We start from the raw sequence: 14727 nt of genomic DNA on the forward strand, positions 1-14727 counted from the left end.
TATTTTTTCTCGGTTCAGTTGCCGTGAGTTGTTTTCTCTCCCCGGCACTTATCTAATATATCAATCCTTCCTTTTTCTGTCAAGGGGTTTTTTAAAGTTTTTTTGGGTAGGGGTGATTTATTGGGCGATGAAGCTTGAAAGGCTTGACTAGATAGGATTTTCCCTATTTATAGTTTATTTAGATGGGTGGAGTTTTTGGGGATAAGGTTGTCTTTTTCGGTAATGTGGGTTGAATCATGTCCAATAGTTTTGATTATCAAGACTATGTTCACTTTTGTTGCTTGCAGGGCTGTCGTAATAGTGCAGTGTCAGTTGCATGAGGAAGGAATTTGCTGGCCTCTCCTGGGAATAATCGGACGGCTGCGCGGGTGATGTTTCTAGATTACTGAAACTCAGGATTAACTGATTTTCGCGCATGGAGATGACAACGGGAGGAAGGGGAATAGCGGTTGGCTCTTGGGATTGGAGGCTAAAAGGCAATTTTGATACTATGTTAATTAGGTCTAAGGGGAAAAAGGAGTCTAGTGGGGGAAAGAGAGATGGCATTTTTGAGCCGGGTTGTGTGGGTGTTGTTGGCTGTGGAGGATTGGTGCTATTTGCAGATGTGCTTGTAATGATTTGGAGAATTTGGCTTTCTGTTAGGTTATGGTTAGCACTGACCATGAGTGCGACGACACCAGCAATGTGAGGGGCTGCCATGGAGGTGCCATTGTAGGTGGCATATTGATTATTGGGTATTGTGGAGTAAACATCAACTCCTGGGGCGGTGATATAGGTGATTTGTTGAGAACCAGAACGGTTGGAAAAGTCGGCAAGGTTATTATTTTTATCTACTGCACCTACGGCAATTCCTGAATTATAGGCGTAGCGGGCAGGATAGGATGGCATTGAGTCGCTATTATTGCCGGCTGCCATAACAACAATTACGTTTTTGCTGCTGGCATATTCTATGGCTGATTTGAGGGTATCGTTGGAGGAATTACCTCCAAGGCTGAGATTAATGACATTTGCGCCATTATCAACTGCGTAATAAATGCCTTTGGCGATATTTGAGTAAGAACCTGAGCCGTTGGTATCTAGAACTTTGACTGGCATAATTTTGGAGTTGTAGGCAATGCCAGTGACACCAATACTGTTATTTTCTGCGGCTATGGTTCCTGAAACATGGGTTCCATGTCCATTGTTGTCTGAAATATTGTTGTTGTTATCTACAAAGTTCCAACCATGAATATCGTCAATATAGCCGTTATTATCATCATCTGTGCCGTTACTAGCTATTTCTTTGGTACTACTCCAAATATTATTTTTTAAGTCTTGATGATTGTAGTCTATGCCTGTATCTAGTACGGCGACAATAGTTCCTTGTCCTGTATATCCATTATTCCAGGCTGTAGGGGCTTTGATCAGATCTGCTCCCCAATTATTGCCTCCCAATTTGGGAGCATCTGTATAGGGACTAACACCTGCGGATTTACTTACTGCTAGTCCGGCGTTTACTAAGCCATAACCATTATTTGAATTATAATTACTATTGTCGGCTATGAATGCGTTTCTTTCTATCTGATATTGGGAAGAGGTACTGTTTTTACCCCAATTTATACTATTGTCAGTAGGATTTTGAAGGCTATTGGCTTGGGAAATGGCAGTATAATTGATTTCTTTTGAAGATAAGAGGTTTTGAGAAATATCTAATGACATAAGTATTTAAGTCCCAAGAATAACAATATTTTCTCTGACAAGGTAATTTTGTCAAAATCTGCAAATACAATAATTGAAAATTGTCGGTTATTCCCCTTTGTTAATTATTCCCATGAGTTAGTCAGGTAAAAAGATATTTTAATTACTAATAAACTAATTTTTAATAAATGATCTTAATAACAAGAATAAATGAGGGTTTGATGATATATATGATTTGATGACAAAGTGATGGTTCTTTAATATTAAAGATGGTGATGATGAATGTTAAGAAAAGCCTGATGAAAATAGCCCAAAATATTTAATTATTAATAATATTTAATCCCTGAGAATGTCATAACCTTCTCAGGGGTTTTTTATGTTAAACTATTGATTGTGTTATGGCTTTAGCTGCTTATACTTGGAAGAGGAGAAGAAGTGCTAATACAGCACTTTCTGATGTTATGATGTAAATATCTAGCGGGCAAGATGCCTCCACAACAAGAGTTTGATGATTCAATTTTGTACCTCATAAGAGCGGAAACTGCTGTATCTATTGTGATGATTTGTGGGGTGACTATGTACTTTTTATAGTGAGATTTTGCTTACTGACTCAGACTTTTGTGTTCCAGCTAAGAAGCTGAAAACAGCGGAAATTGGATGGTAAAGGTGATGCTACTATTACTACTATGAACATCAATAAACCCATTTAAATGCTGTACCATTGTTTTTACCAATACTAACTCTAGTCCAGTATTCTGTGCTTGCCAAGAGGAATGTTTAGGAATGTGGTAAAATGGCTCAAAAATCTGTGATAGTTCGTGGTCAGGAATCTCCATACCAGAAATACTGACTTTCAATTCTACCGTGTCTGCTTTCAAATCGGCGGTCAATGTAATTGATTGTCCAGGGGGAGTACATTGACAAGCTTGATTAAGTAGTAGGGTAATAATTTTTTCTAAATTAGTAATATCTGTAAATAAAGGGGGAATTTCTGTGGAGATATCCAGATATAAATGTTGTTGTTGACAATTGGTAACATCTCGAAAAGATTCAACAATGGGAAATAACCAAGTGGGAAAATCAATACTAATTAAATTAGTCGGTTCAGTATGGGTTTTTAGATATGTAAAATTGAGAAGATCATTAAGTAATTTATTTTCTCTTCCACATTCATGATACAGAATTTGTAATAGATGAGATGCTATTTCTGGATCTAAAATCTTTCCTGGTTTTATCAAAATTTCTAAAGTTTGAGCCGCAAGATTAATATTAGTAATTGGTGTACATAATTCTTGAGAAAGGTGTTTGATAAATTGGTGATGATGATGTTCTTGTTTAGCAATTTCTTTAACTTGGGATTTGGTTTTTGTAGATAGTTGAGATTGACGAATTGCGATCGCACATTGATTAGCTATTTGCTGTAAAAAAGATATTTCTAATTCTCCGAATTTTGCTTCTTTGTGCTGAATTAGCCAAATATTACCGAAAATACTTTGATGATCAAATATCGGACAAGCTAATTGATTCATAAACTGCAAATTAGAATAATGTCCTGGTATTATTTCCACAGATTGCCAGATTTTTTTTTGTAATAGAGATTGATAAATTTGGGGAAAATCAGCAATTATGGTGGTTAAACCTTGAAATTGAGGTAAACTAGAACTATATTCATAGGTAATTGTAGCAGCAGTCAAAGAAAGATTATAAAGTTCAATTTGACAGCGATTAAGTGATAATAAATTAACTAATTCTTGAGGGACAATTGTTAATATTTGTTGATCATCTAAACTATCGCGGATTTGTTCGGTAATATATTGGAGTAATCCTTGAAATTTCTGAATTTGCTGTATTTTACGACTATATTCCTGTCTTTCTAACTCTAATTGGATTTTTAAATATTCCATCTGCTGTTGTAATTGTACAACAGAACTATCTATGCAATCTACTGGAGATGCTTCTAGACAAAATATAGGTGAGGATGGTAATTGTGTCCATTTGGGGATGGATTTAACTCGATTTAGATTCATGTAACAATTAAGGAAATAGGTAATGGATAATTGGTGATTTGGGGAAGAGGTAAGTGGAAAGAATACTTACTCATGATTGATCTTTCCGTCTGCCTATTACCTATTCCCTAACTAGAAAATGCCATGAGTGTGAGCGAGTATACCAAATATTGTGTATTGCTGGTAACAGTCCTTGTGACGGTTTGTGAACAGGTACTTTCACTGACGGGAAATCTCTTATCACTATTCTAATACATTTTCAATAATTAATTATAATTTCTTAACAATGTGGAGATAATCCCCAGCATAAACAGCTTATTCTGTAAATATTGCCGTATTAACTCACAAATTGGGAAAATTATAATTTACAGAATTTTTCCCCATCTAATTTATGATAAATTACAATCCTATTTCCCGCTTCCTACCATATTAAGAGATGATGACTGATCATACAGATTTTCGTATTGAAAAAGACTCAATGGGCGATCGCCAAATTGCCAACAACGTTTATTATGGTATTCAAACCCAAAGGGCTATCGAAAATTTTCCCATTAGCGGCATTAAACCCTTACCTACTTATATAGATGCTTGTTTATATATTAAAAAAGCCACCGCTATTGTGAATGGAGAATTAGATTGTATTCCCGCGGATATCAGCACAGCGATTATTCAAGCCACTGATGAGATCTTAGCAGGTAAATTGCGAGATCAGTTTGTAGTTGATGTTTATCAAGCTGGTGCGGGAACTTCACACCACATGAATATTAACGAAGTTTTGGCAAATCGGGCTTTAGAAATTCTCGGTCAGCAAAAAGGTAATTATCAATTCCTTAGTCCCAACGATCATGTAAACTATGGACAGTCTACCAACGATGTTATCCCTACAGCCATTCGGATTGGTGGATTATTGGCACTTTCTCAAACTTTGTATCCAGCTTTAGAAGGGGCAATTTCGGCTTTAGAGGCAAAAGCTACAGAATTTCAAGATATCGTCAAATCCGGGAGAACCCACCTTCAAGACGCTGTACCTGTGCGATTAGGTGATAATTTTGGTGCTTGGGGGCAAATCCTCTCAGAACACCAAAACCGTCTTTATATTGCTTCTGGGGATTTAATGGTATTGGGTTTAGGTGGTAGTGCTGCGGGAACAGGAATGAATACCCACCCGGAATATCGTCAAAAAGTCGTGGATATTCTCTCGCAATTATTGGAATTTCCCCTAGAACCTGCACCCCATTTAATGGCCGCTATGCAAAGTATGGGGGCTTTTGTGAATGTTTCCGGGGCTTTGCGGAATTTAGCCCAGGATTTGGTGAAAATATCCCACGATTTGCGATTAATGGATTCTGGTCCCAAAACCGGATTTAAGGAAATTCAACTTCCTCCAGTCCAACCCGGTTCTTCGATTATGCCTGGAAAATATAATCCAGTCATGGCAGAAATGACATCTATGGTATGTTTTCAGGTAATGGGATATGATAATGCGATCGCTTTTGCTGCCCAAGGGGGACAATTAGAATTAAATGTAATGATGCCCCTGATTGCCTATAATTTAATTCACAGTATTGAGATTTTAGGTAATACAATTTCGGCTTTAACTACAAGCTGTATTCGAGGTATTACAGCTAATCAAGAAAGATGTTTAGCCTATGCTGAAGGTAGTTTAGCATTAGTCACTGCCTTAAATACTCATATTGGTTATTTAAATGCTGCGGCTGTGGCTAAGGAATCTTTAGAAACTGGTAAATCTTTACGGCAAATAGTTCTCGAAAAAGGTTTAATGACAGAAACAGAATTAGCCACTGTCTTAGATTTAGCACAAATGAGCGCGATTGTGCCTTTAACATAGGTATAAGTACAAAATCCCTGACTTTTTCAAGAATTTGGGGATTTTTATGACTAGTTGTACCATTAAGAAATATAAATTAATTGTGAAAAAATAGCTTAACCTCCTTATAAATATAGACTTTGCGGGAATTTTTAATCATTTATTAATTGAGACTTGACATTATTTATAGTAAATACTACCATAAATAAAGAGACATTCTTGGTAGGGGCATCTCAGATGACAACTTTCCTAGAAAAAGACCATGAAAAGCCAAGTTATGAAAATCCTGAACTAAATATCAGTTCTCAGGACTACAGCTTGCTAACAGACCTGTATCAGCTAACAATGACAGCTTGTTATGTAGGTGAAGGGATAGAACAAAAACAATCCAGTTTTGAATTATTCGTCAGACACTTACCTAATGGTTTTGGCTATTTAATAGCCATGGGTTTAGCGCAAGCTTTGGAATATTTAACCAAATTCCGGTTTAATGACGGGCAAATTGCAGCTTTACGGGGAACGGGAATTTTCACCTATACAAATGAGAATTTTTGGCAACTTTTGCAACAAGGTTGTTTTACTGGAGACCTGTGGGCTGTTCCTGAAGGAACAGCGGTATTTGCCAATGAACCCCTGTTGCGGGTGGAAGCACCGTTATGGCAAGCACAAATAGTAGAAACATATCTTTTAAATACTCTTAATTATCAAACTTTAATTGCTACTAAAGCCGCAAGATTACGGGATATAGCAGGAGAAAAAGCCACCCTTTTAGAATTTGGTACACGCAGGGCTTTTAGTCCTCAAGCTTCGCTATGGGCGGCACGGGCGGCTTTAGCAGGTGGTTTAGATGCCACGTCTAATGTGTTAGCTGCGCTACAACTAGGACAAAAACCGAGTGGGACAATGGCGCACGCTTTAGTCATGGCTTTATCCGCTTTAGAAGGGAGTGAAGAACAGGCTTTTACCGCATTTCATCAGTATTTTCCTGACGCGCCCTTATTAATTGATACTTATAACACAGTGGCGGCGGCGGAGAAATTAGCAAAAAAGGTCAATTCTGGCCAGATGAAATTATCTGGAATTAGGTTAGATTCTGGGGATTTAGTCAGTTTATCAAAACAAGTGCGATCGCTTTTACCTAATATCTCAATTTTTGCCAGTGGTGATTTAGATGAGTGGGAAATTAGTAGACTCAAGAGAGAAGGGGCAGAAATTGATAGTTATGGATTAGGGACAAAATTAGTTACAGGTTCACCGATAAATGGAGTTTATAAACTTGTAGACATTGATGGAATTGCGGTCATGAAAGAATCAAGCGGTAAATTAACTTATCCAGGTAAAAAACAAATTTTTCGTTCTTTTGTAGATGGTAAAATCGAGAAAGATAGATTGGGTTTAATAACTGAAAAGGCTGAAAATTCCCAACCTTTATTACAGTTAGTTATGAAAGCAGGTAAACCATTACAAGCACCAGAAACTTTAACAAAAATTCGTCAACGTACTCAAGCTTCAGTTGCTAGTTTACCAGAAGAAACACGAAGATTAGAAAATCCTATTTCTGTTAAAATCGAAACTTCTAAAACATTGCAGAAATTGATAGAAAAAACGCAAAGAAAATAAATTATAATTGACTTTTGCGTTAGTGATTCAAATCAAATTAATGAGTAAATAAATTTTAAAAACCATGAAAATTTCTTTATTTGGTACAAGTGCTGACCCACCGACTGCGGGACATTTGATAATTCTCAAATGGCTATCTGAATATTATGATTGGGTAGCTGTATGGGCTGCAAATAATCCTTTAAAATCCCAACAAACTCCTTTACCACACAGGGCTGCAATGTTAGACCTGTTAATTAAAGATATCAATATTCATAAACAAAATATTGCCTTAGAACAAGATCTTAGCAGTTGGAAAACTCTAGAGACTGTAGGTAAAGCAAAATTAAAATGGGGAGAAGATATTGAATATACTTTAGTAATTGGGGCTGATTTAGTCAAACAATTACCCCGGTGGTATCATATTGAAGATTTATTACAACAGGTGCAATTACTGGTAATTCCCAGACCAGGATATATAATAGATAATTATGATTTAGAGAAAATTAAACAAATCGGAGGAAAAATTGCCATTGCTAATTTAATCGGTTTAGATGTTTCCTCCACTGCTTTTCGTGAACAAGGAGATATCAATACTCTCACACCTCCCGTCATTGCCTATATTCATCAACAGCATTTGTACGAATGCCAATACGTAACCCAAAAAAGATTCTCAACTCCATAAATCAACAACCCTTAGCTGACTTTAAAGTTGGTGTTGATAATGTGATTTTCTCTGTAGATACTGCCCAAAATCGGTTATTAGTTCTCCTAGTCATGCGACAGCAAGAACCATTTTTAAATTATTGGAGTCTTCCTGGTACTTTAGTTCGTCAAGGAGAATCTTTAGAAAATGCGGCTTATCGCATTATGGCTGAAAAAATAAAGGTAAATAATCTTTATTTAGAACAACTTTATACTTTTGGTGGTCCTAACCGTGACCCCAGAGAAGAAATTGATAGTTATGGAGTTCGTTATTTATCAGTTAGTTATTTTGCTTTAGTTAGATTTGAAGAAGCAGAATTAATTGCTGATAAAGTTGCTGGTATTGCTTGGTATCCCGTCAAACAATTACCAGAATTAGCATTTGATCATAATGAAATTATTACCTATGGACATAGAAGATTAAAAAATAAATTAGAATATAGTCCCGTCGCTTTTGAAGTCTTACCAGAAACCTTTACCTTAAACGATTTGTATCAATTATATACTACAGTTTTAGGCGAAAATTTTGCAGATTATTCTAATTTTCGAGCGCGGTTACTAAAGTTAGGTTTTTTATCAGATACTGGCATTAAAGTCTCACGAGGTGCAGGTCGTCCCGCAAGTTTATATAAATTTGATCAAGAAGCATTTGCACCTTTTAAAGACCAAGCTTTGGTGTTTATTTAATGAAGAAAGGAGGTAGGAATTTAAACGCAGATTAACGCAGATTAACGCTGATAAATACAGATGATTGTGTGAGATTTATTTTATCTATTTCCTTTTTTTATGATCATGAAAATTGCTATTGCTCAAATTAATCCTCTTATTGGTGATTTATCTGGAAATGCTCAAAAAATTCTGGAAATGTCCCAACAAGCATCATTAGCAGGTGTCCGTTTATTATTAACACCTGAATTATCAATTTGTGGTTATCCTCCTAGAGATTTATTATTAAATCCTAGTTTTGTGGTTTCAATAAATCAAACATTAGAAAAATTAGCCGCAGATTTACCTCCTAATTTAGCTGTATTGGTGGGAACTGTTGTTAAAAATTCTCAAGCTCACATTACTGGAGGTAAAAATTTATTTAATAGTATAGCTTTATTGGAAAATGGTCAAATTCAGCATTTTTTTCATAAAAGATTATTACCTACTTATGATGTTTTTGATGAACATCGTTATTTTGAACATGGATTAGAACCTAATCATTTTAAATTAGATAATCTTCATATTGGTGTGACAATTTGCGAGGATTTATGGAATAATGAGGAATTTTGGGGTAAGCGCAGTTATCCAATTAATCCAATTAATGATTTAGCTGATTTAGAAGTAGATTTAATTGTTAATTTATCCGCTTCTCCCTATACTGTTGGTAAACAAAATCTAAGGGAAGCAATGTTAAAACATTGTGCAGTTAGTTTCCAAAAACCAATTATTTATACAAATCAAGTGGGAGGAAATGATGATTTGATTTTTGATGGTCGCAGTTTTGCTGTTAATAAACAAGGTAAGATTGTTTCCCGTGCTCATGGTTTTGTATCGGATTTTATCACTATTGAATTTAATAGCAATAAACAAGATATCGAATTAGGTCATATTTCCCCCGTTGATAAATCTGAAAATGAGGAAATCTGGAACGCTTTGGTTTTAGGTGTTAAAGATTATGTTCATAAATGTCGTTTTTCTAAGGTCTTATTAGGTTTAAGTGGCGGAGTTGATTCTGCTTTGGTTGCAACTATTGCTACTGCGGCTTTAGGCAAAGAAAATGTAATTGGTGTATTAATGCCTTCTCCCTATAGTTCAGAACATTCTATCACTGATGCTTTAGCATTAGCTAAAAATTTAGATATTCAAACTCAGATTTTACCTATTGGGAAATTAATGCAAGCTTTTGATTCTTCTCTAAATGATTTATTTATGGGAACTGAATTTGGTATTGCTGAAGAAAATCTCCAGTCCCGCATTCGTGGTAATTTGTTAATGGCAATTTCTAATAAGTTCGGTTATTTGCTTTTATCTACTGGCAATAAATCAGAAGTCGCTGTTGGTTATTGTACTTTGTATGGTGATATGAATGGAGGTTTATCTGTAATTGCAGATGTTCCTAAAACTCGTGTTTATTCTCTTTGCAAATGGTTAAATTCTCGACAATTACAAGAGGTTATTCCTAACAATATTCTCACAAAAGCACCCAGTGCGGAACTTAAACCGGGTCAAGTTGACCAAGATTCTTTACCGGCTTATGATATTTTAGATGATATTCTCGACCGGTTGCTTTATCAACATCAATCTGTGGCGGAAATTGTTACTGCAGGTCATGACCGGGTAGTTGTGGATAGGATATTACAGTTATTGTCTCGTGCGGAATTTAAACGCAGACAAGCTGCACCAGGTTTGAAAATTACTGACCGCGCTTTTGGGACTGGTTGGAGAATGCCTATTGCTAGTAGTTGGTCTGTGTTGCGGAATATATAGGACTTTATTTTTACTGGAGTTTTTTTAACGAACTACTCCAGGCACAGAGTTCACGGAGGAAGAGAAGGGAAGATAAGTCTATATTTATGGGGTGGTTGTATTTGATTTAGGAAAGGTGACAATCTTTGTTTTAGGTACTATTTGCCTAAGAAAGATTTTTTTTTGTTTAGGTATGGTTAAAGGATCAAATTGTTATAACATGAAAATGTAGATTTATAGAGGGTATTAACAATGGTAGTCAACCGTATTGAGGCGTTCCAAAAAGCATTTCGTAATTTACAATTACAACCTTTAGTTACAACAGAAGAAATTGAAAAGTTTCAAGTTCCTTATGGTCATGATTTAATTGATAAATTAGAGCATCTAATTTTAGATAGTGATGATAATACTAATCAATTATTTTTTGCTGGACATCGTGGTTGTGGTAAGTCTACTTTGTTAGCAGAGTTTGCTAGAGAATTTGATCATAATTATCTGACTATCTTTTTCTCTATCTCTGATTTAATTGAAACTACTGCTATCAATCACATTAATATTCTTTTTGCTATTGCTGTGCAAATTATGGATAAAGCAGAAAAAGAAAATATTCAGATTGATAGTCAGAAAAAACAACAATTCTTTAATTGGTTTCAAGATAGAACACAGATTGAAGAAAGTAAAATCGGGGCTGAATTGGAGGTGGGTTTTGATTTTTGGAGTTTCCTCAAAAGTAAATTAAAGGCTGAAGCAAGTATCCGCGACGTTATAGAAACTAAGTTTAAACGTGATTTTCGAGATTTGATTAATACTGTCAATTTGATTGCTACAGAAGTTTCTTTAGCTTGTAAAAAAGAAATTGTGGTTATTATTGATGATTTAGATAAACTCGATCTAGCAGCTATTAAAAGTATTTTTCAAGATAATATTAAGGTTCTTTTACAACCTAATTTCTTTGTTGTTTATACTCTCCCTATTGCTACGATTCGTGATGGTGTTTTGAAAAGACATATCGAAACGGAAACGAATAATTCTATTTTTTTAATGCCAGTTTTAAAGGTTTATCCTAAAGGTGAAAGTCACAAAGATGAATCTCAACCTGTTGCTGAAACAATAGATAAATTACAGAAGATTTTGCGAAAACGCATTGATGATACTTTATTAGCAGATGATGTTTTGCTGAAAATTACTTTATCTAGTGGTGGTGTGATTCGAGAATTGGTTCGCATTACTCAAAAATGTTGTAGTTTGGTATTAGTACAGTTACGACAAAAAGCAAAAAAAGGAGAATCAATTGATAATGTGCAAATTGATGAGATGATTTTGCAGGAAGCTCTTGATTCTTTGCGGAATGATATGACGATTACTCTGAGCAAAACTGACCGGGAGATTTTACAGCAAACATATACTGATTATCGTCCTGATGATCCTAAACAGCAAGAGTTTCTTGATTTGCTTCACAATGTTTATGTGATTGAATATAAAAATACTGAAAGTTGGTATGATTTACATCCTTTGATAATTCAACAGTTAAAGTTAGAAAATTTAATTTAATGAATAATTTAACTAATCAATCTATTATCAACGCAAATGAACAAACTTATTTGAGTTTGTTAGTTTCTCTTGAAGCTGGAGTTGGTATGTTACAGATTTTCATTGCTGTGTGTGATGCAGATAGACAGCGTGAAAATATTATAGCTAATTATGAGCAGGAATTAGCACCCAATTACAATATTTATCGAGTTTATCTTGATAGTCAAGAACCGAGTTTAAAGCAAGCCATTACACAACAAGTTACATTAACAGAAAATGCCATAGCTATCGTATTAGGTGCGGAAACTTTAGGATCATTTAATCAAAATGAATCTTTGAAAAAGTTTTTTGGTTATTTGCAATGGACGCGAGAAGCATTGCGAGAACTCAAAATGCCAATTATTTTATGGATACCATCACGTATTTATGATCAAATCCCTAAGCAAGCACCTGATTTCTGGAGTTGGCGTAATGGGGTATTTCATTTTCAACCTGAACTGTCTTTAGTTCAAGGTAATTTCTCAATTAATCAAAGTCTTGGTAATATTAAAGATAATCAAGAAGGTTCTGTTTTTTCACCAGAACAATTAGAAGCATCTTTAGCAGAAGCTATTCAGCAATGGGGAGCAGATAGTAGTAAAACAGAAGTTCTCTACAGTCAGTTAGGTACTTTGTATGCTAAACGAGTAGAATCAGCAAAATCTACAGATAGACAAAAAGAATTAACTTTAGCTCAAGAATATCTTGAGAAAGCAATAGTTTTACAAACTAAATTTCAAAAACTAGAAGCTCTTGCTACTAGCTTAAACAATTTAGCAGTTTTTTATGATAACCAAGGAAAATACAGTGAAGCTGAACCTCTCTTACTTGATGCTTTAGAAATGAGAAAACAGCTATTTACAGGCGACCATCCTGATGTTGCTTCTAGCTTGAACAATTTAGCACTTCTTTACCATAATCAAGGAAAATACAGTGAAGCTGAACCTCTCTACCTTGATGCTTTAGAAATGACAAAGCGGCTATTTACAGGCGACCATCCTGATGTTGCTTCTAGCTTGAACAATTTAGCACTTCTTTACCATAATCAAGGAAAATACAGTGAAGCAGAACCTCTCTACCTTGATGCTTTAGAAATGACAAAGCGGCTATTTACAAGCGACCATCCTGATGTTGCTATTAGCTTAAACAATTTAGCAAGTCTTTACTATAACCAAGGAAGATACAGTGAAGCTGAACCTCTCTACCTTGATGCTTTAGAAATGAGAAAGCGGCTATTTACAGGCGACCATCCTGATGTTGCTACTAGCTTAAACAATTTAGCAAGTCTTTACGATAGTCAAGGAAGATACAGTGAAGCTGAACCTCTCTACCTTGATGCTTTAGAAATGACAAAGCGGCTATTTACAGGCGACCATCCTGATGTTGCTACTAGCTTAAACAATTTAGCAAGTCTTTACGATAGTCAAGGAAGATACAGTGAAGCTGAACCTCTCTACCTTGATGCTTTAGAAATGACAAAGCGGCTATTTACAGGCGACCATCCTGATGTTGCTACTAGCTTAAACAATTTAGCATATTTTTACTATAAGCAAGGAAAACACAGTGAAGCTGAACCTCTCTACCTTGATGCTTTAGCTATGTCTGAACGAACGCTAGGAGCTAATCACCGTGATACAATAACCGTTCGGGACAATTTACGACGTTTACAACAACAAATTACATCTTTTTAAGGTCTTATAAGTTTGTCGTTTTATCTATTGGCTATGTTAATCTGACAATCTTATTGTTTATAGTTACTAATTAAATAGATTACTATCTTTAAGCTTTGTTTGCTTTAACATTAAGATTGTATCGCTATCTAATCTTATTGTATGAAGTAACAAATTTATATTTTCATTTAACAAAAATTATGTATGGTAAGCTTTAGGGATGTGATGTACTACTGGTTAGAGTGGAACGCAGATGAACGCGGATGAACGCGGATAATTTTGTATTTTATTAGGTTGGGAATTTCTATGTTAAAGCTAATAGCAATTGAGATTAAGTAATTAAAATCTTGAGTTTAAAAATAAGTTTTGCACTACATTTAAAAATTGAAATTTATTTTTGTAAAGCAGAATTACCAGGTCGTGTATAAATGCTATACTATCTGAAAATGATACTTTAACCAATATTACAAATGGAACCATTAACAACTGTTGCTATTGCTGTTGCGACCTTACTCGCTACTAAAGCTTTGGAAAAAATTGGCGAAAACATTGGAGACACTTTATATAACAAAACTCAGCAGTTTTCGGAATTGTTGAAACAGCGACTACCTGGAACTTTAGCAGCTATTGAACAAGCACCAGAACAACCCCTTAATTATGGTGAAGCTGTACTGGAAATAGAAACCGCAGCGAAAACGGACCCTAATATTAGTCAAGTTATCCAGGAATTGGTCGCAGCAGCAAAAGCAGAACAAAATCCTAAAATAGCGGACATTCTAGCGACACCGAACTTAGAGAAATTAGCGGACAAAATTGGTATGGTTGTCATGTCTGGGGGGACAGGAACAATTGGTACTATGAACTTTTAACCAGATTTAAAAACTAAAACTTCTGCTTGTGGGACTTTTACCCCCTCTTATGAAGCAGAGAAACAAGAAAATCCAGTTCCCTCCCCTTAGCAAGGGGAAGGGTTAGGGTGGGGTTAAAATATTTGATACATTATAAGCTTTATGAATGACAACTTTAGCAAGTTCACAGATAGAATAGGTGTTTTTGCTTCCCCAGGTAGTAATGTTTGTGAGATAGGCTTCTAGTCTGTCCAAATTTACAGCAGTTTGAGATCAAAAGCGGTACAAAGATGGTAAACTTTAAAGATGGAAAAAAAAGAAAATAATTGAGATATATATGGCAGCAGCATATTCGACTGATATAAGACAAA

The 14727-nt window shown here is 35.3% G+C and carries 10 protein-coding genes; 8 read left to right on the plus strand and 2 right to left on the minus strand.

Features of this window, described 5'->3' with window-relative positions; translation table 11 throughout:
- Nucleotides 1-234: 234 nt before the first annotated feature.
- The gene (locus H6G44_RS19060) at nucleotides 235-1698 is read right to left on the minus strand and encodes a S8 family peptidase (RefSeq protein ID WP_190388148.1); all 1464 of its coding nucleotides are present in this window, start codon (nucleotides 1696-1698) and stop codon (nucleotides 235-237) included.
- A gap of 608 nt (nucleotides 1699-2306) precedes the next feature.
- Nucleotides 2307-3704 (minus strand): GAF domain-containing sensor histidine kinase, encoded by a 1398-nt coding sequence (locus H6G44_RS19065; protein WP_190388147.1) that lies wholly within the window; start codon nucleotides 3702-3704, stop codon nucleotides 2307-2309.
- Nucleotides 3705-4122: 418 nt separating this feature from the next.
- On the opposite strand from H6G44_RS19065, the gene H6G44_RS19070 reads away from it, so the two are divergent.
- From H6G44_RS19070 to H6G44_RS19105, 8 genes are all read left to right on the plus strand, one after another.
- Nucleotides 4123-5532 (plus strand): aspartate ammonia-lyase, encoded by a 1410-nt coding sequence (locus tag H6G44_RS19070; protein ID WP_190388146.1) that lies wholly within the window; start codon nucleotides 4123-4125, stop codon nucleotides 5530-5532.
- 216 nt (nucleotides 5533-5748) lie between these two features.
- The gene (locus H6G44_RS19075) at nucleotides 5749-7131 is read left to right on the plus strand and encodes a nicotinate phosphoribosyltransferase (RefSeq protein WP_190388145.1); all 1383 of its coding nucleotides are present in this window, start codon (nucleotides 5749-5751) and stop codon (nucleotides 7129-7131) included.
- Between the two features lie 64 nt (nucleotides 7132-7195).
- On the plus strand, nucleotides 7196-7795 hold the full coding sequence (locus tag H6G44_RS19080) for a nicotinate-nucleotide adenylyltransferase (RefSeq protein ID WP_190388144.1): 600 nt from the start codon (nucleotides 7196-7198) through the stop codon (nucleotides 7793-7795).
- Entirely contained in the window at nucleotides 7756-8502 is a 747-nt protein-coding gene (locus tag H6G44_RS19085) for an NUDIX hydrolase (protein WP_190388143.1), read from the plus strand. The genes H6G44_RS19080 and H6G44_RS19085 overlap by 40 nt, the downstream gene beginning before the upstream one ends.
- 105 nt (nucleotides 8503-8607) lie before the next feature.
- Nucleotides 8608-10290: an NAD+ synthase gene (locus H6G44_RS19090; RefSeq protein ID WP_190388149.1), complete on the plus strand. Its 1683-nt coding sequence runs from the start codon at nucleotides 8608-8610 to the stop codon at nucleotides 10288-10290.
- A gap of 231 nt (nucleotides 10291-10521) precedes the next feature.
- Nucleotides 10522-11820 (plus strand): P-loop NTPase fold protein, encoded by a 1299-nt coding sequence (locus H6G44_RS19095; RefSeq protein WP_190388142.1) that lies wholly within the window; start codon nucleotides 10522-10524, stop codon nucleotides 11818-11820.
- Nucleotides 11820-13529, plus strand: coding sequence for a tetratricopeptide repeat protein (locus H6G44_RS19100; protein WP_190388141.1), 1710 nt, complete (start codon nucleotides 11820-11822; stop codon nucleotides 13527-13529). Before H6G44_RS19095 ends, H6G44_RS19100 begins: the two co-directional genes overlap by 1 nt.
- A gap of 449 nt (nucleotides 13530-13978) precedes the next feature.
- Nucleotides 13979-14377: a hypothetical protein gene (locus H6G44_RS19105; protein WP_190388140.1), complete on the plus strand. Its 399-nt coding sequence runs from the start codon at nucleotides 13979-13981 to the stop codon at nucleotides 14375-14377.
- Nucleotides 14378-14727: the final 350 nt, after the last annotated feature.

The organism is Aphanizomenon flos-aquae FACHB-1287, assembly GCF_014698755.1.
GTDB classification, from domain to species: Bacteria; Cyanobacteriota; Cyanobacteriia; order Cyanobacteriales; family Nostocaceae; genus Dolichospermum; species Dolichospermum flosaquae.